This window comes from Cupriavidus pauculus, assembly GCF_008693385.1.
GTDB classification, from domain to species: domain Bacteria; phylum Pseudomonadota; class Gammaproteobacteria; order Burkholderiales; family Burkholderiaceae; genus Cupriavidus; species Cupriavidus pauculus_D.
Genome location: NZ_CP044065.1, coordinates 2,002,411 through 2,025,332 on the forward strand (window position 1 = coordinate 2,002,411; position 22,922 = coordinate 2,025,332).

At 66.2% G+C, this 22,922-nt stretch carries 24 protein-coding genes; 8 read left to right on the forward strand and 16 right to left on the reverse strand.

From position 1 onward, the window contains the following. The first annotated feature begins 62 nt into the window (after window positions 1-62). A complete protein-coding gene (locus FOB72_RS09200; protein WP_223851497.1) occupies window positions 63-1,058 on the forward strand; it encodes a hypothetical protein in 996 nt (331 codons plus the stop codon). Window positions 1,059-1,130: 72 nt separating this feature from the next. Here FOB72_RS09200 and FOB72_RS09205 read toward each other — a convergent pair whose 3' ends face one another. Then, window positions 1,131-1,664, reverse strand: coding sequence for a peptidylprolyl isomerase (locus FOB72_RS09205; protein WP_150372230.1), 534 nt, complete (start codon window positions 1,662-1,664; stop codon window positions 1,131-1,133). An 11-nt stretch (window positions 1,665-1,675) separates the two neighbouring features. Here FOB72_RS09205 and FOB72_RS09210 point away from each other — a divergent pair, with 11 nt between their 5' ends. Both FOB72_RS09210 and FOB72_RS32505 read left to right on the forward strand, forming a co-directional pair. After that, window positions 1,676-2,884 (forward strand): cupin domain-containing protein, encoded by a 1,209-nt coding sequence (locus tag FOB72_RS09210; RefSeq protein WP_150372231.1) that lies wholly within the window; start codon window positions 1,676-1,678, stop codon window positions 2,882-2,884. A 236-nt stretch (window positions 2,885-3,120) separates the two neighbouring features. Beyond that, entirely contained in the window at window positions 3,121-3,366 is a 246-nt protein-coding gene (locus tag FOB72_RS32505) for a hypothetical protein (protein WP_150372232.1), read from the forward strand. Between the two features lie 155 nt (window positions 3,367-3,521). On the opposite strand, the gene FOB72_RS09220 is transcribed toward FOB72_RS32505, so the two are convergent. From FOB72_RS09220 to FOB72_RS09250, 7 genes are all read right to left on the reverse strand, one after another. After that, on the reverse strand, window positions 3,522-4,310 hold the full coding sequence (locus FOB72_RS09220; RefSeq protein WP_150373836.1) for an MBL fold metallo-hydrolase: 789 nt from the start codon (window positions 4,308-4,310) through the stop codon (window positions 3,522-3,524). Window positions 4,311-4,335: 25 nt separating this feature from the next. Then, entirely contained in the window at window positions 4,336-5,589 is a 1,254-nt protein-coding gene (gene bamC, locus FOB72_RS09225; protein ID WP_150372233.1) for an outer membrane protein assembly factor BamC, read from the reverse strand. Window positions 5,590-5,653: 64 nt separating this feature from the next. Next, window positions 5,654-6,538, reverse strand: coding sequence for a 4-hydroxy-tetrahydrodipicolinate synthase (gene dapA / locus FOB72_RS09230; RefSeq protein WP_150372234.1), 885 nt, complete (start codon window positions 6,536-6,538; stop codon window positions 5,654-5,656). An 86-nt stretch (window positions 6,539-6,624) separates the two neighbouring features. Then, a complete protein-coding gene (locus tag FOB72_RS09235) occupies window positions 6,625-7,197 on the reverse strand; it encodes a class I SAM-dependent methyltransferase (protein WP_150372235.1) in 573 nt (190 codons plus the stop codon). Further along, window positions 7,194-7,859 (reverse strand): site-2 protease family protein, encoded by a 666-nt coding sequence (locus FOB72_RS09240; RefSeq protein ID WP_150372236.1) that lies wholly within the window; start codon window positions 7,857-7,859, stop codon window positions 7,194-7,196. Before FOB72_RS09240 ends, FOB72_RS09235 begins: the two co-directional genes overlap by 4 nt. Before the next feature lie 52 nt (window positions 7,860-7,911). Further along, window positions 7,912-8,547 (reverse strand): L-threonylcarbamoyladenylate synthase, encoded by a 636-nt coding sequence (locus FOB72_RS09245; RefSeq protein ID WP_150372237.1) that lies wholly within the window; start codon window positions 8,545-8,547, stop codon window positions 7,912-7,914. 7 nt (window positions 8,548-8,554) lie between these two features. Then, the gene (locus tag FOB72_RS09250) at window positions 8,555-9,400 is read right to left on the reverse strand and encodes a 3',5'-nucleoside bisphosphate phosphatase (RefSeq protein WP_150372238.1); all 846 of its coding nucleotides are present in this window, start codon (window positions 9,398-9,400) and stop codon (window positions 8,555-8,557) included. Window positions 9,401-9,614: 214 nt separating this feature from the next. Between FOB72_RS09250 and FOB72_RS09255 the strand changes: the two genes are divergently transcribed. After that, window positions 9,615-10,667: an NAD(P)/FAD-dependent oxidoreductase gene (locus FOB72_RS09255; protein ID WP_150372239.1), complete on the forward strand. Its 1,053-nt coding sequence runs from the start codon at window positions 9,615-9,617 to the stop codon at window positions 10,665-10,667. A gap of 10 nt (window positions 10,668-10,677) precedes the next feature. Here the strand turns inward: FOB72_RS09255 and FOB72_RS09260 are convergent, their stop codons facing one another. After that, window positions 10,678-11,574: an alpha/beta fold hydrolase gene (locus FOB72_RS09260; RefSeq protein ID WP_150372240.1), complete on the reverse strand. Its 897-nt coding sequence runs from the start codon at window positions 11,572-11,574 to the stop codon at window positions 10,678-10,680. 116 nt (window positions 11,575-11,690) lie between these two features. Between FOB72_RS09260 and FOB72_RS09265 the strand changes: the two genes are divergently transcribed. After that, a complete protein-coding gene (locus tag FOB72_RS09265; RefSeq protein ID WP_150372241.1) occupies window positions 11,691-13,412 on the forward strand; it encodes an acyl-CoA synthetase in 1,722 nt (573 codons plus the stop codon). 11 nt (window positions 13,413-13,423) lie between these two features. Here the strand turns inward: FOB72_RS09265 and FOB72_RS09270 are convergent, their stop codons facing one another. Next, window positions 13,424-14,296, reverse strand: coding sequence for a ferritin-like domain-containing protein (locus tag FOB72_RS09270; RefSeq protein ID WP_150372242.1), 873 nt, complete (start codon window positions 14,294-14,296; stop codon window positions 13,424-13,426). A gap of 132 nt (window positions 14,297-14,428) precedes the next feature. Here FOB72_RS09270 and FOB72_RS09275 point away from each other — a divergent pair, with 132 nt between their 5' ends. Genes FOB72_RS09275 through FOB72_RS09285 form a run of 3 tightly spaced genes read left to right on the forward strand, consistent with a single transcriptional unit; the run spans window position 14,429 to window position 16,482 of the window. Beyond that, window positions 14,429-14,953 carry a gamma carbonic anhydrase family protein gene (locus FOB72_RS09275; RefSeq protein WP_150372243.1) on the forward strand — a complete coding sequence of 175 codons (525 nt, stop codon included), beginning with the start codon at window positions 14,429-14,431 and terminating at the stop codon, window positions 14,951-14,953. A gap of 31 nt (window positions 14,954-14,984) precedes the next feature. Beyond that, a complete protein-coding gene (locus FOB72_RS09280; RefSeq protein WP_150372244.1) occupies window positions 14,985-16,007 on the forward strand; it encodes an Hsp33 family molecular chaperone HslO in 1,023 nt (340 codons plus the stop codon). A 40-nt stretch (window positions 16,008-16,047) separates the two neighbouring features. Then, window positions 16,048-16,482, forward strand: a complete 435-nt coding sequence (locus tag FOB72_RS09285; protein ID WP_411859785.1) for a hypothetical protein — start codon at window positions 16,048-16,050, stop codon at window positions 16,480-16,482. 57 nt (window positions 16,483-16,539) lie between these two features. On the opposite strand, the gene ftsB is transcribed toward FOB72_RS09285, so the two are convergent. The 6 genes from ftsB to FOB72_RS09315 all read right to left on the reverse strand — a co-directional run bounded on the left by ftsB (window position 16,540) and on the right by FOB72_RS09315 (window position 22,895). Continuing rightward, a complete protein-coding gene (ftsB, locus tag FOB72_RS09290; protein WP_150372245.1) occupies window positions 16,540-16,884 on the reverse strand; it encodes a cell division protein FtsB in 345 nt (114 codons plus the stop codon). A gap of 203 nt (window positions 16,885-17,087) precedes the next feature. Beyond that, window positions 17,088-18,377 carry a phosphopyruvate hydratase gene (gene eno / locus FOB72_RS09295; RefSeq protein ID WP_150372246.1) on the reverse strand — a complete coding sequence of 430 codons (1,290 nt, stop codon included), beginning with the start codon at window positions 18,375-18,377 and terminating at the stop codon, window positions 17,088-17,090. A 187-nt stretch (window positions 18,378-18,564) separates the two neighbouring features. Then, complete coding sequence (kdsA, locus tag FOB72_RS09300; protein WP_150372247.1) at window positions 18,565-19,437, reverse strand: 3-deoxy-8-phosphooctulonate synthase; 873 nt, start codon at window positions 19,435-19,437, stop codon at window positions 18,565-18,567. A 25-nt stretch (window positions 19,438-19,462) separates the two neighbouring features. Further along, the gene (locus FOB72_RS09305; protein ID WP_150372248.1) at window positions 19,463-21,115 is read right to left on the reverse strand and encodes a CTP synthase; all 1,653 of its coding nucleotides are present in this window, start codon (window positions 21,113-21,115) and stop codon (window positions 19,463-19,465) included. A 46-nt stretch (window positions 21,116-21,161) separates the two neighbouring features. Beyond that, window positions 21,162-21,968: a peptidase gene (locus FOB72_RS09310; RefSeq protein WP_150372249.1), complete on the reverse strand. Its 807-nt coding sequence runs from the start codon at window positions 21,966-21,968 to the stop codon at window positions 21,162-21,164. Window positions 21,969-22,076: 108 nt separating this feature from the next. Next, window positions 22,077-22,895 (reverse strand): transglutaminase N-terminal domain-containing protein, encoded by an 819-nt coding sequence (locus FOB72_RS09315; RefSeq protein WP_150372250.1) that lies wholly within the window; start codon window positions 22,893-22,895, stop codon window positions 22,077-22,079. Window positions 22,896-22,922: the final 27 nt, after the last annotated feature.

The window sequence follows — 22,922 nt, forward strand, 5'->3', positions numbered from 1 at the left end:
TCATGTCGCGCCTCATGCCGCAGGCGCGACGCGCGGCATGCGCGTCGCTGCTGACGCTCGCGATGACAGGGCCAGTGCTCACCCCCCTCCCCGCGCTCGCCGCCAGCACGTCCAGGGTCGCACCGCCCCCCGCCCCCACCGTCAAGCCACTGCGCATCGCGCTACTCGCCGACGTCCCGCAGTGGCCCGCGGCCGAAGCGGAAACCGCCACACTGCTCAATCAGCTCGGCAACCGCCAGGTCGATCTGGTCATCCACGCGGGCGGCATCAAGGGCGATACGGAATCTTGCGGCGACGCCCTGCTGTCCTCGCGCGAACGCCTGCTCGACGACTCGCCGGTACCCCTGCTCTACGTGCCGGGAGAGACCGACTGGGCCGAATGCCAGCACCCGATCAACGGCCAGTTCGATTCGGTCGAACGGCTCAATCGCCTGCGGGAGCTGTTCTTCCCCGCCGATGCCACGCTGGGACGCCGCACGCTGCCCGTCGTGCGGCAATCGGATCAGGCACTGTTCCGCAGCTTTCGCGAGAACGCGCGCCTGGTCACGGGCAACGTGCTTGTGGTCGGTCTCAACGTGCCTGGCGACAACAACCACTACCGCACCGAAGGCGGCCGCAACAGCGAGTTCGAAGATCGTCGCGAAGCAAACCGCCAATGGCTGTCGCGCGCATTCACGATCGCCGAACAGCGCGACCTCGCGGGCGTGGTCGTCGTCATCCACGGCGATCCGCAGTTCGGCAACGGCTGGGAAAAACGCGGCAAGCCTTCGATTCTCGACGGCTTTCTGCGGCACGGCTCGCGCGACGGCTACCTCGAGTTCAAGAAGCAGCTACGCGAGTTGAGCGCGCACTTCGACGGCCAGGTCCTGCTCGTGCATGCGAGCCTCGGCGGCTTCAGCGTCGACAAGCCGCTGCGCGACAATGCGGGCAAGATCGTCGCCAACTTCACGCGTGTGTCGCTGCCGGTGGGCACGCCCACGCAGTGGACCGAGCTGATGGTGACGCCGGGCACGAAGTCGGTATTCCAGGTGCGGCTGCAGGACGGCCCGAAGGACTAGGCAACAAGGCAACAAAAAAGCCGGCGCTAGGCCGGCTTTTTTGCAGGTACTGCTTCCGCTCAGTGCATGGGCTCAATGAAGCGTGTGACGGCCGCTGTCGCCATCGTCCTCGTCGTCATCGACGACTTCGACGCCCGACGCGCCGTGCGCGTGACCGTGCTCGACTTCGTCGGCGGTGGCTTCGCGCACGTCGGCAACCTTCAGGTAGAAACGCAGCGCCATGCCGGCCAGCGGATGATTGCCGTCGAGCACGACCTTGTCTTCGGCCACGTCCGTCACCGTGTAGACGATGGAATCATCCTCGTCGCCATCCTCGGGCACGCCTTCGAACTGCATGCCCACTTCGAGCGGCTCGGGGAAACGATCGCGCGGCTCCACCTTGACGAGCTCGGCATCGTAATCGCCGAACGCATCTTCGGGCTCGAGCTGCAGCTGCGTCTCGAAACCTGCGTCGTGGCCGTCGAGCGCTTCCTCGATCTTGGGGAACGTGCCATCATAGCCGCCGTGCAAATAGACCATCGGGTCGTCCGATTCCTCGATCAGATTGCCCTGCGCGTCCGAGAGCTTGTACACCACGGACACCACCGTGTTCTTAGCGATTTTCAATTCTTGACTCCATGAGCGATTCCGCATTATACGCGCAGGCCTTGCCTGCGGGCCCCATTGATCCCGATGCGCCGCTCCCACTTCTCGGCGGCTTGACGCCCGCGGCATTCATGCGCGACGTCTGGCACCGCAAACCGCTACTGATTCGACAGGCTGTGCCGGGAATCGTGCCACCGGTGTCGCGCGAAGCGCTTTTTTCGCTGGCCGATCGCGATGACGTCGAGTCACGCATGGTGTCGCACTTTCGCAACCGCTGGAAGCTCGACCACGGCCCGTTCGCCGAAGAGAACCTGCCTTCGCGCAAGACGCGCCAATGGTCGCTGCTGGTTCAGGGCGTGAATCTGCACAGCCTGGCCGCCGCGGAACTCATGAGCCAGTTCCGCTTCATTCCCGACGCGCGGCTCGACGACGTGATGATCAGTTACGCCACCGATGGCGGCGGCGTCGGTCCGCACTTCGATTCGTACGACGTATTCCTGCTGCAAGTCTCGGGCCGGCGCCGCTGGCGTATCTCGTCGCAGACGAAGCTCGATCTCGTGCCCAATCTGCCGCTCAAGATTCTTTCCGACTTCACCGCGGAAGAAGAGTTCGTGCTCGAGCCCGGCGACATGCTCTATCTGCCGCCGCAATATGCGCACGACGGCGTGGCCGAGGGCGAATGCATGACCGCGTCCATCGGCTTCCGCGCGCCCGCGTTCCGCGAACTCGCGGGTCACTTCCTGGCGTGGCTGTCGGAAACCGTGGAAGACAACGAGGACCTCTCCGGCCGCTATACGGACGCGGGTGAAGCCGCCACCGTGCATCCCGCGCAACTGCCCGCCAATCTCACGCGCGCCGTGGCCGAGCGTCTTGCGGCCATGCGCTGGACCCCCGGCATGGTGTCCGAATTCCTCGGCACGCATCTGTCGGAACCCAAGCCAGGTGTCGAGTTCGCGGAGGTCGCCGAACTCACCGCGCGCAAGTACGCCAGGCTCGCGCAGTCACATGGCGTAGTCCTTGCTCCTGCTTCGATAGCGCTCTACGACAAGACACATTTCTTCCTCAACGGGGAAGCGTACGAGCCGCCCGCGGCGTTGGCCAAATGGCTGCGTCGGCTTGCCGACAAGCGTTGCCTGACGCCTGAAGAGGTGACGGCGTGCGCGCCGCTGCCCGACCTTCTCGACACGTTCCATGACTGGACGATGGAGGGCTGGTTGCAACTATTGCCAGCACGGGTGTAATAAGTCGTAACAAAGCGAACCGTATAATTTCGCCTGTACACAAGCCGGGAAAACGCGGATATAATCGCCCGCTGGCTGGTACTGTGTACCGCTGCATATCTGCAGATAGGCAGTTTGAGAACAGCCTCAGCTTTTGCTTCTGGCAGCTGCGGAAGAAGATTTTGCAGTTGAAGAGCGATAATTACCGGTAATTATTCATCGCCTGTTTTGGTTTTATAAAAGTTAAAGGACGAACAATGAAGAAGTCTCTCCTGATCGCTTCCCTGCTGGCCGCTGTTGCTCTCGCCGCTTGCGGCAAGAAGGAAGAAGCTGCCGCTCCGGCCGCTGACACCGCAGCTCCGGCTGCTGCTGCTCCTGCCGCTGACGCATCGGCTCCCGCCGCTGCTCCGGCTGCTGACGCTTCGGCTCCCGCTGCTGAAGCCCCGGCTGCTGACGCATCGGCTCCGGCCGCTGACGCTTCGGCTCCCGCAGCCAAGCAGTAATCGGTTCGTTCCGAACAAAAAAGCCGGCTTTAAGCCGGCTTTTTTGTTTCCTGCCTCGCCTCGCTCGACGCTCGCATTCGACACTCGCATTCGCCCCGCATACTGCCGTTTGATTAACCTTTCAACCGGCTTTCATTTTGCGCGCGATGCGGTTCTCAATCCCGCACCGGCTGCCATCCGAGCCCCAGCTCCTGATCGGCAATCAGAATATCTTCAAGCGCGGCACCCAACACCTCGGCAAGCGCACCCGCGGCAAGCTCGGGGGTATTGTTCTGCTTGCTCAGATGCGCGGCAACCACGCGGCGCAGTCCGCCATGTTGCACTTGCTGCAGGATACTCGCGGCAATCTCGTTGGCCAGATGGCCGAAATCTCCGCCGATGCGCCGCTTGAGCGAGTACGGATACGCCGAGTTGCGCAGCATCTCGCGGTCGTGATTGCACTCGAGCACGAGCGAATCCACGCCCGCGAGCTTCGCGATCACATATGGCGTTTCCATGCCCGCGTCGGTCAGCACACCGAGCCGCGCGTCGCCATCGGTCAGCACGAACTGCAGCGGCTCGCGCGCATCGTGCGGCACCGTGTAGGGCTGCACGTGCAACCCCTCGATGTCGAACCCGCGATCGGCGCAGCACACGCGCACGTCGGCCACATCGGCGCCACGCAGATGCGACGTGGCCATCCAGGTACCGTGACTCGTGTAGACCGGCAAGCGATGCTTGGCGGCGAAGGAATAGGCAGACCCGATGTGGTCGCCGTGCTCGTGCGTCACGAGCAGGCCATCGAGCTGATCGGGCGTCACGCCGAGGCGTTCGAGCCGCCGGGCGGTCTCGCGGATACCGAAGCCGCAGTCGAGCAGCACGCGCGTCGTGCGCGTGCCGTCGAACGACTCGATCAGCAGCGAGTTGCCCTCGCTGCCGCTACCCAAAAAAGCAAAGCGCATTATCGATGCGCTCGCACGACAGTCGCCATCAGTGCAGCTGCTCGTCCAGCAGGGACAGGATGCGCTTGCCGATCTCGGTGTTCTCCGGCTGGCCCGCATCGTTCTGCACGGTCACCGTGGTGCCCGTGCCGTTGCCCTTCAGCGCGACGCGATACTTCTTCGCGGTCTTGCCGTCGTTGGCCTTCGAGAAGATGCGCGAGAAGAAACCACGGCTATCCACTTCGGAGCGCGGATCGACGTAGCGCACGTAGTACAGGCCCTGCGCGCGATCGCGATCTTCCACCGTGAAGTTCACGCGGTCCAGCGACAGGCCGACCGAACGCCAGGCGCGATCGAACGGCTCGGGGATCTGCAGCGCGGGCGAGCCGTTGACCTGCGACAGGAACGACTTTTCGCCATCGGCGCTGGCCGCACCGGTTGCCGCGACGGCACCAATGCCGGTCGCCGCGGGCGACACGGCCGGGGTGGCCTGCGCGGCGGCGCTGTTGCCCACCGGCGTCGGGTTCTTGGCCATCAGGTCGGCCTTTTCCTTCTGCACGCCCAGACGCTGCGCGAGACGCGAGAGGAATTCGGCTTCCAGATCCGGATCGGCCGGACGCGGGGTCCACACCGTCTGGGTCTTCTCCACGCCGGTCAGCTGCTCCTGCGCGCCACGGTGGCTGATGAACACTTCGAGCTGGCCGTTCTGCGAACGCTCGACGCGCGTACGGAACTTGTCGCGTTCCGACGTCGAGTACAGGCCGTCGAACACCTTGCCGATCGTGTTGCGGATGAAATCCTGCGGGATCTTCGCGCGGTTCTCGGCCCAGTCCGTTTCCATGATGCCGGTCTCGGGCGAGTCCTGCACCAGCAGGAAACCGTTCTCCTGCCAGAAGCCGCGCAGCGACTGCCACAGCTGGTCGGCGCGCATGCCGTTGCTGATCACGAGCCAGCGCTGGTTGCCGTCGCGTTCCATGCGGATACCGCTCGCGCTCGGCAGCACGTTCTCGGTACCGGTCTGTTCGCGGGCGACCTTGTTGGCCTGGTTGTACGTCGACAGCGTGGACGTACCGGCCGCGTCGGGCACCGTGTAGCGGCGATCGCCGTCGAGCTTGGTCAGATCGGGCGGCACGTCGAGCGACGCGGTCTTCTTGCCTTGCGACTTGTAGTCGATCTTGTCCGGCTGCATCGCTTCGTTGATGCTGCTGCAGCCGGCAATCAGGGTCATGGCCAGCACAGGCGCGACCACTGCGGCGCGGCGACCGACTTGCGTCGCGCCACGGCGGTTAAGCTTCAGTTTCATTGACACACAATCCTATTCAACGGGATATCGGCAGGTCGGGCCAGGGCCGGACGGTTTGGATACTTCAACCGAGCAGGCCGGCGGCAGCCAGCGCGCGGCGCACGTACTCGTGCTGGTTCTCGGAGAGCGGCGTCAGCGGCAGGCGGATACCACTCTTCATGCGGCCCATCTGCTGCAGGGCCCACTTCACGGGAATCGGATTCGCCTCGACGAACATCGCCTTGTTGAGGTCGATCAGTTCCATGTGCAGACGGCGCGCGGTCACGACATCGCCCTTCAGCGCCGCCGCGCACATCTCGTGCATCTTGCGCGGCGCCACGTTGGCCGTCACCGAGATATTGCCCTTGCCACCGAGCAGGATCAGCGCGACCGCCGTGGGATCGTCACCGCTGTACACGGCGAAGTGCGCGGGCGCGTCCTTGATCAGCTGCGCGGCACGGTCGATATTGCCGGTCGCTTCCTTCACGCCGACGATGCCGGGCACCTGCGCGGCACGCAGGATGGTCTCGTTGGTCATGTCCGCGACCGTGCGGCCGGGCACGTTGTACAGCAGCACCGGCAGATCCACCGCTTCCGCGATCGTGCGGAAATGGCGGTAGATACCTTCCTGCGTCGGCTTGTTGTAGTAAGGCACCACCTGCAGCGAGGCGTCGGCGCCCACCTTCTTGGCGAAGGCCGTCAGTTCGATGGCTTCCTTCGTGGAGTTGCCACCGGTACCGGCGATGATCGGGATGCGTTTGTTGGCCTGCTCGACGGCGACGCGGATCAGCTCGCAGTGCTCGTCGACATTGACGGTCGGCGACTCGCCGGTCGTGCCGACGATCACGATGCCGTCGGTGCCTTCGGCCACGTGCCAGTCCACCAGGGCGCGCAGGGCCGGGTAGTCCAGGCTGCCATCCTCGTGCATCGGGGTCACGATGGCCACGATGCTGCCGGTAATCTGAGTCATAAGTTCGGGAAATCCGGGATACGAATAACCGGGATTGTACCGGAACCGTTCGCGGTTCCGACCACCCCCGGGATGAGGGAAAACGTCTAAAAGGCGACCGGGGGCAGGACGTGACGCGGAGGAGGTGCATCGCCAGCCACCGGAACCTCCCGCACCGCACAAATTCGCTGCACGAACGCGGGCGAGGCGCCGGCGCCGCGCGCCTCGAGCACCCCGTCCTCGTAGCCGATCACGCGCAATTGACCGCGAACCACCTCCAGCAGTTCACCGGGGCGGAGCAGGAAATCGGGCCGGGACGGTTTGCCGACCGTCTCGTTGCCCGCCGCGAAGGTCTCGTAGACGAACACCCCGCCCGGCGCCACGGCGGCCAGCAGGTGCGGCCAGAGCGGCCGATGGAGGTAGTTGGTGACGACGATGCCATCGAGCGGCGCCACGTCGCCGAGCGGCCAGGCGCCCTGCTCCAGGTCCGCCACACGCCCGGTGACGGTCGCCGGTAGCGCGTCCACCGCGGCCGCGTCGCGGTCCACGGCCAGCACGTCGAAGCCGCGCGCAGCCAGCCATGCCGCATGGCGGCCGCTGCCGCAGGCCAGATCGAGCACGCGGCCGCCGGCCGGAAACAGATGGGCCCAGCGCGTGACCCACGTCGAGGGCGCGCTCATTGCAACAGCAGCGTAAATGGCTGGAGCATCAGCTCGACGAGCGAGGCCAGCAGCTTGATCACCGGCCACATCCAGATCTGCGTGATCACGCCGGCCGCGACCAGCGCCATCACGACGAAAATGCCGTACGGCTCGATGCGCCCGACCGCCATCGCGATGCGCTGCGGCAGCAGCGCCGTCAGCACGCGCCCGCCGTCCAGCGGCGGAATCGGAAACAGGTTGAACGCCGCCATGACCAGATTGACCAGCACGCCCGCGCGCGCCATGTCCGCGAAGAACGGCTCCTGCACGCGCGCCCAGACCAGCCCGATCGTGACGAGCGCCCACGCAAAGGCCTGGATGAGGTTGCTGCCTGGCCCCGCCAGCGCCACCCACATGCCGTGCCAGCGCGGATTGCGCAGGCGGCTGAACACCACCGGCACGGGCTTGGCGTAGCCGAACACGAACTGGCCCTTGGTCAGGAAATACAGGAGCAGCGGGACCGCGATGGTGCCGATCGGATCGATATGCCGCACGGGGTTCAGGCTCACGCGGCCGAGCACATAGGCGGTGTTGTCGCCGAAATGCTTCGACACGTAGCCATGCGCGGCCTCGTGCAGCGTGATGGCGAAGAGGACGGGTAGCGCGTAGACCGCGAAGGTCTGGATGAGAGAGGAATCCATGACGGCTATTGTACCCAGCGCGCCGACGCCCGCGCGTCCGGACCGTGCGCCGTCAGACCGACGCCGTCAGCCCGAAATAAGCGAGATCGCCGCGACCCGCGCGCACCAGCTCCGGCTCGCCGCTGGTCAGGTCGATCACGGTGGTCGGCTGCGCGGGCGCGGGCCCGCCGCAGATGACGAGGTCGAGCTGTTTTTCCAGCCGCGCACGGATTTCGGCCGGGTCGTTCATCGGCACGTCGTCGCCGGGCATCTGGAGTGTCGCGGAGATCAGCGGCTGCCCCAGGTCCGCCAGCAGCGCCAGCGGAATCGGATGGTCGGGCACGCGCACGCCGATCGTCTTGCGCGCCGGGTGCGAGAGCCGGCGCGGCACTTCCTTGGTCGCCTCGAGAATGAACACGTAGGGCCCCGGGGTGGCGCCCTTGAGCCAGCGGTACTGCCGGTTGTCCACGCGCGCGAAGTTGCCGAGCTCGGACAGGTCGCTGCACATCAGCGTGAGGTGATGCTTGTCGTCGATGCCGCGCAGCCGGCGGAGCCGCTCCACCGCGGCCTTGTCGTCGAGCTGGCAGGCCAGCGCGTAGCTGGAGTCCGTGGGCAGCGCGATAAGCCCGCCCTGCCGGACGATCTGCACCGCCTGCTTGACGAGCCGCGACTGCGGATTCTGCGGATGGATATCGAAGTACTGAGACATCGACCGGTCACCAGTTGTGCCAGATCGGCGTGACCGTGGAAGGCAGCGGCGGCAGCGTGCCGATTTCCACGCGCCCTTCGCCCGGGCCGTGGAAGTCCGAGCCGCGCGATGCCAGCAGGCCGTAATGGCGCGCCACGTCGGCGTAGCGCTGGAACTGATCCGGCGTATGGCTGCCGGTTACCACCTCGACGGCGCGGCCGCCGAGTTGCGTGAATTCGTCGAACAGTGCGTCGTGCTGGAGGTCCGTGTAGTGATACCGGCCCGGGTGCGCCATCACGGCAATGCCGCCGGCCTTGAGGATCCAGCCCACCGCGTCGGACAGCGTGGCCCAGCGATGGCCGACATAGCCGGGACGCCCTTCGGACAGGTACTTGTCGAAGACTTCGCTGATGGACTCGCAATAGCCTTCATCGACGAGCCAGCGCGCGAAGTGCGTGCGGGAGATCAGGTCGGGATTGCCCACGTGGCGCAGCGCGCCCGCATAGGCGCCCTCGATGCCGATGCGCGCGAGCGCGTCGCTGATGTCGGCGGCACGGCGCGCGCGGCCGTCGCGCGTGCGCGCCAGGCCATCGATGAGGTCCGGATGGGTCGCGTCGATCTGCAGGCCCACGATATGGACGGTCTGGCCCGCCCAGGTCACCGAGATCTCCACGCCGGGCACATAGCGCATGCCATGCGCTTCCGCCGCGGCGCGCGCTTCGGCCTGGCCGCCCAGTTCATCGTGATCGGTCAGCGCCCAGAATGCCACGCCACCGGCACTGGCACGCGCCGCCACCGCGGCGGGGGCGAGCGTACCGTCGGAAACGGTGGAATGGCAGTGCAGGTCGGCGTTGATCGCGTGGGCGTTTTGCATGCCGTCATTCTACTCCTGACGGTGCACTTTCCGCGCGACCGATCCCCGGCCTGACGCGGATAGCCCTGCCGCCATTGCTGGCACGGGCGGCCGGGGGTGCGCCGCACGGTATAGTGACGGCATCGCGGCGGCACGAAGCCCGCCATGGGCGCCGCCCCGCGGGCGCTTTGCGCAGTTTCCCGCCATTCTCTTTCTGCCCTTTCCGCCATCCACCATGTCCACCTCCCCCGCTCCTGAAACCGTTCGTACCGACGTGCTGATCGTGGGCGCCGGCCCCGTCGGCCTGTTCGCCGCGTTCCAGGCCGGCGTGCTGGGCCTCACCTGCGAGATCGTCGATGTGCTAGACCGCGCGGGCGGCCAGTGCACGGAGCTCTATCCCGAAAAGCCCATCTACGACATCCCGGCGATTCCGGGCTGCAATGCGCAGGAACTCGTCGATCGCCTGCTCGAGCAATGCGCGCCGTTCGCGCCGCCGATGCACTTTGGCCAGCGCGCCGACAGCGTGACCGAGATCACAGGTGAAGACGGCCATCCACGCCTGCTCGTCACGACCGATGCCGGCAAGCGCTTCGACGCGGCGGCCGTGCTGGTGTGCGCGGGCGCGGGCGCGTTCGCGCCGCAACGCGTGTCGGTGCCCGAAGCGGCCGCGCTGGAAGGCAGGCATATCCACTACGCGGTGCGCGAACTGTCGCGCTTCGCGGGCAAGCGCGTGATCGTCGCGGGCGGCGGCGATTCCGCGCTGGACTGGGCGCTCGCCCTGCGCAACGTCGCGGCGCGCGTCACGCTGCTGCATCGCCGCGAGGGCTTCCGCGCGGCCGATCACACGGTGGCGTCGATGCGCGCGGCCGTCGAGGCCGGCGAGATGGATTTCGTGATGGGCATGCTCGGCGGGCTGTCCACCACCGACGGCGCGCTGACCTCGGTGGTCGTCAAGACGCGCGACGGCGACCGCGACATCCCCGCCGACGACGTCATCGCGCTATACGGCCTGGTGTCGGAGCCCGGTCCGATCGCGCAATGGGACATGGACATGCACGCGGGCCGCGTGCTCGTCGACACCACGACGTACGAAAGCTCGCGGCGCGGCGTGTTCGCGGCCGGCGACATCGCCTACTACACGCACAAGCAGAAGCTCATCCTGTCCGGCTTCCATGAAGCCGCGCTCGCGCTGCGCAAGGCCTATCACTACGCGTTCCCGGACAAGGCGCTGGTCCACATGCACACGAGCAACAACCCCGCGCTGAAGGCGAAGCTCACGACCGCGTGAGCATGCCTCGCTAACCCAGCAGGAAGGCCTCGGTGAGGCGCGCCACGGCTTCCGGCTGATCGTGATGGATCATATGGCCCGCGTCATCGACCGTGGCCTCGCGGAAGTCGCGGAACGCGCGGAAGCGCTCGCGGAATTCGGGAATCGGCTCCTTGTGCGCGAGCCGCGCCAGCGTGGGGGAATCGCGCCCCTCCACATGCAGGACCGGCGCCGTGACCTGCTCCCAGATCGCCATGATTTCGTCGATCCGGTACAGCTGCGGATTCACCATCTTGTGCGCGGGATCGGCCAGTAACGCCCATTGCCCGTCGGCATTCCGGCGCGACCAGTGCGCCGCGAGGAACGCCGCGCGATCGTCGCGCAGGCGCGGGTTGGTTTTCTGCAGACGTTCGGCCACCTCGCGCTCGCTCGCATAGGTACGCAACTGCGGCCGCTCGCGAAGTTCGTCGAGCCATTTGGCCAGCCGGCCCGGGGCCTGCGCGGGATGCGTGCGCGTCATGCCGAAGCCTTCCAGATCCACCACGCGGCGCACGCGCTGCGGCCGCACGCCCGCGTAGATGCAGACGAGATTCGCGCCCATGCTATGGCCCAGCAGATCAACCTGTCCCTCGGGCTGATAGTGGTCGACCAGGGCCTCGAGATCGGCCACGTAGTCGCCGAACCAGTACGACTCGGTGCCCGGAAAGCGGCTCGGCCAGTCGGTTTCGCCAAAACCGCGCCAGTCCATCGCGATGACGTGCCAGTCGTGCGCGAGCGCATCGACGAGAAACTGGAACGACGCGGCGACGTCCATCCAGCCATGGAGCATGAACAGCTTGCGGGCGCCGTCCTGCCCCCAGTGCCGGACATGAGTGCGCAGACCGCGCAGCGTGATAAATTCCGAACGCGATGTTTCCGTGATGGTCATGGTGCTCCTCGTACCGCGGCCCGGCGCGGGGCGTCGGGACAAGAATAGAACGATCGTTCGTTTTACCCGGCGATTATGCGGTAAAACGGACGCGAACGACAACCGGAGACACCCGCATGACCGCCCTGCCCGCGGACCGCCGCGACGACTATCGCGCGCTGCACGACACATTCCGCTGGAACGTGCCCGATGAATTCAACCTTGCCGAGGTATGTTGCGGCCGCTGGGCGCGCGACCGCAACACGATGCTGCGCGTGGCGGTCTATACCGAGCACGAGGACGGCCGGCGCGGCGCGCACACCTACGCCTATATCCAGGCCGAGGCCAACCGCCTGTCGCGCGCGCTGCGCAACCTCGGCGTGCGGCGCGGGGATCGCGTCGCCATCGTCATGCCCCAGCGCATCGAGACCGTCATCGCGGGCATGGCCGTCTATCAGCTTGGCGCGGTGGCCATGCCGCTCTCGATGCTGTTCGGCCCGGAGGCGCTCTCGTATCGCATCGATCACAGCGAGACACGCGTGGCCATCGTCGACGAGACCTCGATCGACAATCTGCTCGCCGCGCGCCACGAGTGCCCGACGCTCGCGACCGTGATCGCCGTCGGCGATGCGCAAGGCCGCGGCGATCGGGACTGGGACACGCTGCTCGCGGCACAGTTGCCGACGTTCACGGCCGAGGTCACGAAAGCGGACGAGGCCGCGGTGCTCATCTACACGAGCGGCACCACGGGACCGCCCAAGGGCGCGCTGCTGCCGCACCGCGCGCTCATCGGCAACCTGACCGGCTTCGTTTGCTCGCAGAACTGGTATCCGCAGGACCACGACGTGTTCTGGAGCCCGGCCGACTGGGCATGGACGGGCGGACTGTGGGACGCGCTGATGCCCGCGCTCTATTTCGGCAAGCCGATCGTCGGCTATCAGGGCCGCTTCACGCCGGAGCGCGCGTTCGAGATCCTGCAACGCTATCGCGTCACCAACACGTTCCTGTTCCCGACCGCGCTCAAGCAGATGATGAAGGCGTGCCCCGAGCCGGCGAAGCGTTACGACCTGCGCCTGCGCGCGATCATGAGCGCGGGCGAAGCCGTCGGCGAGACCGTGTTCAGCTGGTGCCGCGACGCGCTCGGCATCGTGGTCAACGAGATGTTCGGGCAGACCGAGATGAACTACATCGTCGGGAATTGCACGGCGCAGCACGACGAGGGACGCCTTGGCTGGCCCGCGCGGCCGGGGTCGATGGGTCGGCCCTACCCGGGGCACCGCGTGGCGATCATCGACGAGGATGGCGCGCCCGTGGCCGCCGGCGAGGACGGCGAGGTGGCGGTCTGCGCGACCGATATTCACGGCCATCCGGATCCGGTGTTCTTCCTCGGCTACTGGAAGAACGAGGCGGCCACGCAGAACAAGTATGTGGAACGCGACGGGCTGCGCTGGTGCCGCACGGGGGACCTTGCGCGCATGGATGCCGATGGCTACCTCTGGTATCAGGGCCGCGCGGACGACGTGTTCAAGTCCTCGGGCTATCGCATCGGGCCGAGCGAGATCGAGAACTGCCTGCTCAAGCATCCGGCGGTGTCCAATTGCGCGGTGGTGCCGTCGCCCGATCCCGAACGGGGCGCGATCGTCAAGGCGTTCATCGTGCTGACGCCGTCGGTCCAGCGCTCGGCGGAACGCGACGCGGCGCTGATCGTCGAACTGCAGCAGCACGTGCGCGGCCAACTCGCGCCGTACGAGTACCCGAAGGCAATCGAATTCATCGACCAGTTGCCGATGACGACCACGGGCAAGATCCAGCGGCGCGTGCTGCGGCTGCTGGAGGAAGAGCGCGCGGGCAAACGATAAGAGATGGCGGTCTAGCCGGCCGCCCCCTCGAGCCAGGCCAGTTCATCGTCATCGAACCCGGCCGCGCGCCGCGCCTCGACGTTGAACGGTCCCCGCGGCTTCGGCGCGCCGTATTGCCGCGAAAGCAATGGGTAGGTCGCCACCGGATCGAGCCCGCGCCGCGCGCACAGATACCGGTACCAGCGATTGCCGATCGCCACGTGCCCGACCTCGTCGCGCAGGATGATGTCGATGATCGCGGCGGCCGCGTCATCCCCCGCCTCGGCCAGCTTGGCCCGCACGGGCGGCGATGCATCGAGCCCGCGCGCCTCGAGCGTGCGCGGCACCAGCGCCATGCGCGCCAGCACGTCGCCGGCGGTCTTGTCGCACATCTCCCAGAGCGAGTTGTGCGCCGTGAAATCGCCGTACCGCGCGCCCAGCGTCTCGAGATGGTCCGCCAGCAGTGTGAAGTGGTAGGCCTCCTCGTCCGCCACGCGCATCCAGTCGGTATAGAACGCCGCCGGCATTCCCGAAAACCGCCATACCGCGTCGAGCGCGAGGTTGATCGCGTTGAATTCGATATGGCACAGCGCATGGATCAGATTGGCGCGCCCGGCCGTCGTGTGGATCGACCGCCGCCGCTCCACATGCTGCGGCGGCACGAGTTCGGGCCGCTCGGGCCGCCCCGGCAGCGCGCGGGCAGGATCTGCAACGATGCATGCATCGGTGTCGATCGAACCTGCACCGGCCGCGCCCTCCCCGCTACCCTCCAGCGCCGCGTACAGCGCCCGCGTGGCCGCCGCCTTGGCCCGGGCATCGTTCATGCATAGCAGCTCGAGCGCCTGCGCGCGCACGGGACGCGGCAGCGGTGGATGTGACGGCAAGGCGGGTGGGATCACTGGCATCGGCGTAAAATCTCGTATGGCCGCCATTTTAACGGCGGCGGCGATGCGAGCCGGCAGTTCCCGCATCGGCCGGAAATTTGAAATCCGCGCGGCCACCCCCACTTATCACGAATGCCTCAGGCAGGAGACTCCATGGCGCTTTACCAGCTCGGCGACCTCACCCCCATCATCGACGACGATGCCTACGTGGCGAAGGAAGCGACGATCATCGGCAACGTGACGCTCAAGGCGCGTGCAAGTGCATGGCCCGGCGTGGTGATTCGCGGCGACAACGAGCCGATCGTGGTGGGCGAGGACACGAACCTGCAGGAAGGCGCGGTATTGCACACCGACCCGGGCCGTCCGATGACGCTCGGCAACAAGGTGTCGGTCGGCCATCAGGCCATGCTGCATGGCTGCACGGTCGGCGACGGCTCGCTGATCGGCATCCAGGCCGTGGTGCTGAACGGCGCCGTGATCGGGAAGGAATGCCTCGTCGGCGCCGGCGCGCTGGTGACCGAAGGCAAGGTGTTCCCGGATCGCTCGCTGATCATCGGCACGCCCGCCAAGGTCGTGCGCCAGCTGACGGACGAGGACGTGGCCAACCTGTACCGCAATGCAGAAACCTATGCCAAGCGCCAGGCGACCTACAAGGTCGCGCTGAAGCGCATCGACTGAATTGATTGAAGCAAACCAGAAGGACCGCTTAGTGACCGCCTCCACCAACCCCGACATTCTCCAGAAATTCCTGTTCGACGCCGCCCCCGTGCGTGGCGAACTCGTACGCATGGAAGCCACCTGGCAGGAAGTGCTGAACCGCCACGCCTATCCGCTGGCGGTCCGGCACGTACTGGGCGAGATGATGGCGGCCGCGGCGCTGCTGTCCGCCAACCTCAAGTTCAACGGCGCGCTGGTCATGCAGGTCCACGGCGACGGCCCCGTGCGCATGCTCGTGGTCGAATGCCTGTCCGACCTGTCGATGCGCGCCACGGCCAAGCTGGCCGAGGGCGCCGAGATCCCCGACGACGCCACGCTGCGCCAGATGGTCAACGTCAAGGGACAAGGCCGCTTCGCGATCACGCTCGACCCGCAGGACAAGCTGCCGGGCCAACAGGCGTACCAGGGCATCGTGCCGCTGTCCGACGCGCATGGTCCGCTGAACTCGGTCAGCGAAGTGCTCGAGCACTATATGCAGGCGTCCGAGCAGCTCGACACACGCCTGTGGCTCGCGGCCAACGACCAGGTGGCGGCCGGCATGCTGCTGCAGAAGCTGCCGTCGTATGGCGGCACGCTCGAAGCCTACGGCAACGCGCCCGCGCAGGTCGGCGAGACCGGCGAGCCGCTGAGCGACGATGCCCGCGCGCAGGACCTCGACACGTGGGATCGCGCGTGCCAGCTCGGCGCCACGCTGAAGCAGGAAGAACTGCTCGGGGAAACGCCCGAGACGCTGCTGCGCAAGCTGTTCTGGGAAGACATCGAGGCCACGGGCCTGCGCGTGTTCGAGCCGATGCAGCCGCATTTCCAGTGCTCGTGCTCGCGCGAGAAAGTCGCTGGCATGCTGCAATCGCTGGGCCGCGAGGAGATCGAAGGCATCATCGCGGAGCGCGGCCACGTCGAGATCCATTGCGATTTCTGCGGCCAGCGCTACGAGTTCGACCCCGTCGATAGCGCGCAGCTGTTCACGGCACCGGTCGCGACCGGCGCGGGCGACGGCGCACATCAACACCACTGAGGCACCGCCCGAGCGCGGCCATTGTTTGGAGGAGGCTGAGATGAAGACCTTGCCAGACCGGAAGATCGTTTCCCGCGCGTTGGCCGCGCTGCTAATGGGTGGGTCGATGGCCGGCCTGCTTGGCGGCTTGCTGGGCGGCTGCGCGGCGGACCTGCCGCGTGACATCAATGGCGCACCCTTCACCTCGCGGCTCGCGCCCAACGCGGTGCCGCCCCCGCCCGTCACCGCCGAGCAGAAGCAGCAGCTGACCGCCCTCAACGCGCAGATCCTGCGCGACCAGGAGTCGGTCATCGCGCGCCAGCAGGAGGCGCAGGCGTGGGCCTACGCGGCGTATCCCTACACGAACTGGAACATGTACTACGGGGGCTGGGGTGGCGGCTGGGGTGGCGGCAGCCGCTGGGGCTACGGCGTCAGCGTCGGCTCGCCCGGATACTGGGGCGGCGGCTGGGGGGGTTACCCGTACGGCTGGTGGTGACCGGGGGCAACCGGGGTGACTGGGGGGTGACCGGCAGCGAACGGCGGGAGATGCGGTTCAGTGATGCCCGCCCATGCCGGCGACCGAGTTCGGCGGCGGCGGCAGCGGCGGCGTGGCGCTGACCTTCGGGGCCGGCGCGACGAACTGCACGAACACTTCGCCTTCCTTGACCATGCCGAGCTCGTAGCGCGCGCGTTCCTCGATCGCGCCCGTGCCATCCTGCAAATCCTTCACTTCCCCTTCAAGCTTGGCGTTGCGCAGCTTCAGCGACTGGTTGCGGCTGGCCTGCTCTTCCACCTGATGGTTCAGATCCCAGACGCGCAGCCATCCGCCCTTGCCCAGCCAGAGCGGGTACTGGATAGCCAGCAGCAGGATAAACAGCAACAGCGAGATCAGGCGCATCTGAGACAGGAAGGGGCGCTAGTCAAGGGGCGCTAGTCAAATTCGGAGCGATATGAGCCGGCACAATCATGGCGCATGCCGCACGAGAATGCAAAGCAAAAGCGCAGGAACGCCTGTAAAAGGTGTTCCAACATGCAACGAAAAACGGCGCCGCCCTCATCTCGAGGACAGCGCCGTCTTATCGGCAGGCAACCGCCAAAGGTTTAGCGCAGGTTGTAGAACGCGCTCTTGCCGGGGTAGCTCGCGATATCGCCGAGGTCTTCCTCGATGCGCAGCAGCTGGTTGTACTTGGCGATACGGTCCGAACGCGACAGCGAACCGGTCTTGATCTGGCCGGCGTTGGTGCCCACCGCGATGTCGGCGATCGTGCTGTCCTCGGTCTCGCCCGAACGGTGCGAGATCACGGCGGTGTAGCCCGCGCGCTTGGCCATCTCGATGGCGGCGAACGTTTCCGTCAGCGTGCCGATCTGGTTGATCTTGATGAGGATCGAGTTGCCGATGCCCTTCTCGATGCCTTCCTTCAGGATCTTCGTGTTCGTCACGAACAGATCGTCACCGACCAGCTGCACGCGCTTGCCCAGCTTCTCGGTCAGCGTCTTCCAGCCGTCCCAGTCGCCTTCGGCCATGCCGTCCTCGATCGACACGATCGGGAACTTGTCGCACAGGTTGGCCAGGTAGTCGGCGAACTGCGTCGAGCTCAGCTTCAGGCCTTCGCCTTCCAGCTGGTAGACGTCTTCCGCCTCGTGGTAGAACTCGCTCGCGGCGCAGTCCAGCGCCAGCAGCACGTCCTCGCCCGCGCGGTAGCCGGCCTTTTCGATGGCTTGCACCACGGTGTTCAGGCACTCCTCGTTCGACGAGAAGTTCGGCGCGAAGCCGCCTTCGTCACCGACCGCCGTGGACATGCCCTTGTCGGCCAGGATCTTCTTCAGCGCGTGGAACACTTCGGCGCCGCAGCGCAGCGCTTCGCGGAAGCTCGTCTGCGACACCGGCATGATCATGAATTCCTGGATATCCAGGCTGTTGTTGGCGTGCGCGCCACCGTTGACGATGTTCATCATCGGCACCGGCATCTGCATCGCGCCCGAACCGCCGAAGTAGCGGTACAGCGGCAGGCCGGCTTCTTCGGCGGCAGCCTTGGCCACGGCCATCGACACGGCCAGCATGGCGTTGGCGCCCAGGCGGCCCTTGTTGTCGGTGCCGTCGAGGTCGATCAGCGTGCGGTCGAGGAATGCCTGCTCGGAGGCATCCAGACCCATGATCGCTTCGGAGATTTCGGTATTGATGTGTTCGACGGCCTTCAGCACGCCCTTGCCCAGATAGCGCGACTTGTCGCCATCACGCAGCTCGATGGCTTCGCGCGAACCCGTGGACGCACCCGACGGCACCGCGGCACGGCCCATCACGCCGGACTCCAGCAGCACGTCGCATTCGACCGTGGGATTGCCGCGCGAGTCGAGAACCTCGCGACCGATGATATCTACGATTGCACTCATGAATTCCTCTCTCTACTGTTGATTCTTGATGCTGCTCGATTGGGAAACCGGGAAAGCATAGGCCAAGTTGCGCGCGGCGGCCATGCAGTATCTGCGAATTCTGTACGAAGTTTCAGTACTGACTGCCGATACCCGACACCGAAACGACATCGCCCGCGGCAGGCGCGGGCGATGGGAGCGTCATGGCTTACGCGCAGGCGGCGGGCCAGCCGAAGTTGTCCTCGAGGAAGCCCGCGCGCTTGACCAGCGCATCGAGGTCCCGGAGAACGGCCAGCAGTTCCTTCATGCGCGACAGCGGCACCGCGTTGGGGCCGTCGGACATCGCCTTGCTCGGATCCGGATGGGTCTCCATGAAGAGACCCGCCACACCGGTTGCCACCGCGGCGCGGGCCAGCACCGGCACGAACTCGCGCTGACCGCCCGAGCTCGTACCCTGTCCGCCCGGCAGCTGCACCGAGTGCGTGGCGTCGAATACCACGGGCGCACCCGTCTCGCGCATGATCGCGAGCGCGCGCATATCGGAAACGAGGTTGTTGTAGCCAAAGGAGACACCACGCTCGCAGGCCATGAACACGTCGTCCGGCAGACCCGCGTCGCGCGCGGCGTCACGGGCCTTGTCGATGACGTTCTTCATGTCGTGCGGCGCGAGAAACTGGCCCTTCTTGATATTCACGGGCTTGCCGCTCTGCGCGCAGGCACGGATGAAATCGGTCTGGCGGCACAGGAACGCGGGCGTCTGCAGCACGTCCACCACGGCGGCGACGGGCTTGACCTCGTCCACCTCGTGGATGTCCGTAAGCACCGGCACGCCGATCTCGCGCTTCACCGTCGCCAGGATCTCGAGGCCGCGCTCCATGCCCGGACCGCGGAACGTCTTGCCCGAGGAACGGTTGGCCTTGTCGAACGACGACTTGTAGATGAACGGAATGCCGAGCGCCTTCGTGATCTCGCGCAGCTCGCCTGCCGTGTCGAGCGCCATCTGCTCGGACTCGATCACGCACGGACCGGCGATCAGGAAGAACGGATGGTTCAGGCCGACGTCGAATCCACACAGTTTCATGATGTCTCCTCAGTGGGGCCCGGGCTCAGGCACCCTTGCGCTGCTGGCTGGCCAGCGCGGCTTCCACATAGGCCTTGAACAGCGGATGGCCATCACGCGGCGTCGAAGTGAATTCCGGGTGGAACTGCACGCCCACGAACCACGGATGCAGCGTATCCGGCAGCTCCATCATCTCGGGCAGGTTCTCGGTCGGCGTGCGCGCCGAAATCACGAGGCCGGCGTTCTCGAGCTGCGGCACGTAGTGGTTGTTGACCTCATAGCGGTGACGATGGCGCTCGTTCACTTCGGCGCCATAGATCGCATTGGCCTTGGTGCCTTCCTTCGTGGGCACGCGCTGCGCGCCCAGGCGCATCGTGCCGCCCAGGTCGGACTCGGCCGTACGCTGCTCGACCTTGCCTTCGCGGTCGACCCACTCGGTGATCAGTGCCACGACCGGATGCTCGGTCTCGAGGTTGAACTCGGTCGAGTTCGCGTCGGCCATGCCGGCCACGTGACGCGCGTACTCGATGACCGCGAGCTGCATGCCCAGGCAGATGCCGAGGTACGGCACCTTGTTCTCGCGCGCATACTGGATCGCGCGGATCTTGCCTTCGGTCCCGCGCTTGCCGAAGCCGCCCGGCACCAGGATCGCGTCGAGCGGCTGCAGCACTTCGAGGTGACCCGACTCGAGTTCTTCCGAGTCGATGTACTCGATGTTCACGCGCGTCGACGTATGCATGCCGGCGTGGCGCAGCGCCTCGATCAGCGACTTGTACGACTCGGTCAGATCGACGTACTTGCCGACCATGCCGATGCGGATTTCGTGTTCGGGGTTTTCCTGCGCGTTCACCAGGCGCTGCCACATCGACAGGTCGGCCGGCTTCGGGTCCAGGCGCAGCTCCTCGCAGATCAGGCGGTCGAGGCCCTGCTCGTTGAGCATCTGCGGAATCTTGTAGATGCTGTCCGCATCCCACACCGAAATCACGGCTTCCTGCGGGATGTTGGCGAACAGCGAGATCTTGGCGCGCTCGTCGTCGGGAATCGGACGGTCGGCGCGGCACAGCAGCGCCGTCGGCGAGATACCGATCTCGCGCAGCTTCTGCACCGAGTGCTGCGTCGGCTTGGTCTTGAGCTCGCCCGCGCTCGCGATGAACGGGACCAGCGTCAGGTGCACGAACGCGCAGTGGTTGCGGCCGAGGCGCAGGCTCATCTGGCGCGCGGCTTCGAGGAACGGCAGCGACTCGATGTCACCGACCGTACCGCCGATTTCCACGAGCGCCACGTCGGCCTTGCCGTCGTGCGACGCGGCGGCGCCGCGTTCGACGAATGCCTGGATCTCGTTCGTGATGTGCGGAATGACCTGCACGGTCTTGCCGAGGTACTCGCCGCGGCGTTCCTTGCGAATCACCGACTCGTAGATCTGGCCCGTCGTGAAGTTGTTCGACTTGCGCATCTTGGCCGAAACGAAGCGCTCGTAGTGGCCGAGGTCGAGGTCGGTCTCGGCGCCATCTTCGGTCACGAACACCTCGCCGTGCTGGAAGGGGCTCATCGTGCCGGGATCGACGTTGATGTAGGGATCTAGCTTGAGGAGGGTGACTTTGAGGCCGCGCGACTCGAGAATGGCCGCGAGCGAAGCAGCAGCGATGCCCTTGCCGAGAGAAGAGACGACGCCACCGGTGACGAAGACGAATTTGGTCATAAACCGAGCTTGCCGGGGAAATCGGGATTATACATGAGCGAGCCCTTCATGCGCGTTCGCGCTTGGCTCGTACGGGCTGTCCCCAGCGGTCGGCGTCGTCACGCGCGAGCGGGAATTCCGCGGGCTTGCCGGCATCCCATTCAGGGTTGCAGATCTCGCCGAACACCTGGCGCAGACGCTGCCCCCACGTGTCGCGGATCATACGGAAGTACGAATTCTTCTCGTCGATGGTGACGAAGCGCGTCACGCGCAGCGAGTCGGCCTCGTACACGAGCAGGTCCAGCGGCAGGCCCACCGAGATATTCGACTTCAGCGTCGAATCCATCGAGATCAGCGCGCACTTGGCACCCTCCCCGAGCGGCAGCGACGGATGCACGACGCGATCGATGATCGGCTTGCCGTACTTCGCCTCGCCAATCTGGAAGTAGCAGTTCTCGGGCGTCGCCTCGACGAAGTTTCCGGCCGCGTAGATATGGAACAGCCGCGTGCGTTCGCCACGAATCTGGCCGCCGAACACGAGACTCACATTGAATTCGATGCCGGCGTCGCGCAGCGCGTGCGCATCGCGCTTGTGCACGGCGCGCACCGCGTCGCCGACGATCGTCGCGGCTTCGTACATGTCCCGCGCGGTCCAGAGGGAGCGCTTCTCGTCGCGGCCTTCGGCCAGCAACTGGCGCACGGACTGGCTGATGGCAAGGTTGCCGGCCGTCATGAGCACCATCACGCGGTCGCCGGGTTCCTCGAACACCGTCATCTTGCGTGCAGTGGAGATCGCATCCACACCGGCATTGGTGCGGGAATCGGAAAGGAATACCAGGCCGGCATCCAGCCGCATGGCTACGCAGTACGTCATGGCTATGATTTTGGGGGCGCCCGCCCGCGCGATGGCGCGTGCGGCATAAACCTGCATTCTAGCGCCCCGGGGAAAGCTCGCGCCCGTTTGAGGGATGGCGCAGCCGGGTCAGGCCACCTCGGAGATGTCGATCGTCACGGTCATGGTCTCGCCGGTACCGCCCTCGAGAATGCCCCGGATTGGTGCGGCGGACGCATAGTCGCGCCCCACGGCAAGGCGCACGTGGCGGCCGTCCGTCACGCAGCGGTGCGTCACGTCGATGCTGCACCAGAGCCCGCTTTCGGGGTCGAGGCAGATATCGGCCCAGGCGTGGCTGGCCATCTCGGTAGCGGCGGGATCGTAGAAGTAACCGCTGACATACCGCGCCGGAATACCGAACGCGCGGCACGCGCCGACCATCACCTGCGCCTGGTCCTGGCACACGCCGCTGCCGAGGTGGAAGGCCTCCGCCGCGGACGTGCCGACATCGGTCGTATTGGCCTTGTAGCGCACCCGGCCGGCAATGCCGTCGGCCAGTGCGAGCAGCGCGGGCAGTTCGTGCCCGGCTGCGAGGAACGGCGCGGCAAATGCGCGGATTTCCGCGGGCGCGGCCGTCATCGGCGTGGGTGCGACGAAGTACAGCGGCGAGACACGTGCCTCGCCCTCCTCGGGCAGGTCGTGGAAGCCCGTGGCGCCTGCCGTCGCGATCACCTCGACCTCGCCCGCGGCGACGATCTCGATGCGGCTGGCGGGGCCGGCCAGCGTGAAGTTGTGGATGATGTTGCCGAATCCGTCACGGGCTGCCGACAGATTGCCCGGGGCCGAGACTTGCCACGCGTGCACCAACTGCAGCGGGCCCGTCCGCGGCTCCAGCCGCAGTTCGTGCACGCTGCGGCGCACGGGCTCCGCGTAGCGGTAGACGGTCTTGTGATGAATCTTGTATTTCACGGTAGATGCGAGCGCGCAGACCCGCGT

Coding starts and splice junctions, on each gene's coding strand:
- FOB72_RS09200 (WP_223851497.1), top strand. CDS start 63: ATGACAGGGCCAGTGCTCACCCCCCTCCCCGCGCTCGCCGCCAGCACG.
- FOB72_RS09210 (WP_150372231.1), top strand. CDS start 1,676: ATGAGCGATTCCGCATTATACGCGCAGGCCTTGCCTGCGGGCCCCATT.
- FOB72_RS32505 (WP_150372232.1), top strand. CDS start 3,121: ATGAAGAAGTCTCTCCTGATCGCTTCCCTGCTGGCCGCTGTTGCTCTC.
- bamC (WP_150372233.1), bottom strand. CDS start 5,589: ATGAAACTGAAGCTTAACCGCCGTGGCGCGACGCAAGTCGGTCGCCGC.
- dapA (WP_150372234.1), bottom strand. CDS start 6,538: ATGACTCAGATTACCGGCAGCATCGTGGCCATCGTGACCCCGATGCAC.
- FOB72_RS09235 (WP_150372235.1), bottom strand. CDS start 7,197: ATGAGCGCGCCCTCGACGTGGGTCACGCGCTGGGCCCATCTGTTTCCG.
- FOB72_RS09240 (WP_150372236.1), bottom strand. CDS start 7,859: ATGGATTCCTCTCTCATCCAGACCTTCGCGGTCTACGCGCTACCCGTC.
- FOB72_RS09245 (WP_150372237.1), bottom strand. CDS start 8,547: ATGTCTCAGTACTTCGATATCCATCCGCAGAATCCGCAGTCGCGGCTC.
- FOB72_RS09250 (WP_150372238.1), bottom strand. CDS start 9,400: ATGCAAAACGCCCACGCGATCAACGCCGACCTGCACTGCCATTCCACC.
- FOB72_RS09255 (WP_150372239.1), top strand. CDS start 9,615: ATGTCCACCTCCCCCGCTCCTGAAACCGTTCGTACCGACGTGCTGATC.
- FOB72_RS09260 (WP_150372240.1), bottom strand. CDS start 11,574: ATGACCATCACGGAAACATCGCGTTCGGAATTTATCACGCTGCGCGGT.
- FOB72_RS09265 (WP_150372241.1), top strand. CDS start 11,691: ATGACCGCCCTGCCCGCGGACCGCCGCGACGACTATCGCGCGCTGCAC.
- FOB72_RS09270 (WP_150372242.1), bottom strand. CDS start 14,296: ATGCCAGTGATCCCACCCGCCTTGCCGTCACATCCACCGCTGCCGCGT.
- FOB72_RS09275 (WP_150372243.1), top strand. CDS start 14,429: ATGGCGCTTTACCAGCTCGGCGACCTCACCCCCATCATCGACGACGAT.
- FOB72_RS09285 (WP_411859785.1), top strand. CDS start 16,048: ATGAAGACCTTGCCAGACCGGAAGATCGTTTCCCGCGCGTTGGCCGCG.
- ftsB (WP_150372245.1), bottom strand. CDS start 16,884: ATGCGCCTGATCTCGCTGTTGCTGTTTATCCTGCTGCTGGCTATCCAG.
- eno (WP_150372246.1), bottom strand. CDS start 18,377: ATGAGTGCAATCGTAGATATCATCGGTCGCGAGGTTCTCGACTCGCGC.
- kdsA (WP_150372247.1), bottom strand. CDS start 19,437: ATGAAACTGTGTGGATTCGACGTCGGCCTGAACCATCCGTTCTTCCTG.
- FOB72_RS09305 (WP_150372248.1), bottom strand. CDS start 21,115: ATGACCAAATTCGTCTTCGTCACCGGTGGCGTCGTCTCTTCTCTCGGC.
- FOB72_RS09310 (WP_150372249.1), bottom strand. CDS start 21,968: ATGACGTACTGCGTAGCCATGCGGCTGGATGCCGGCCTGGTATTCCTT.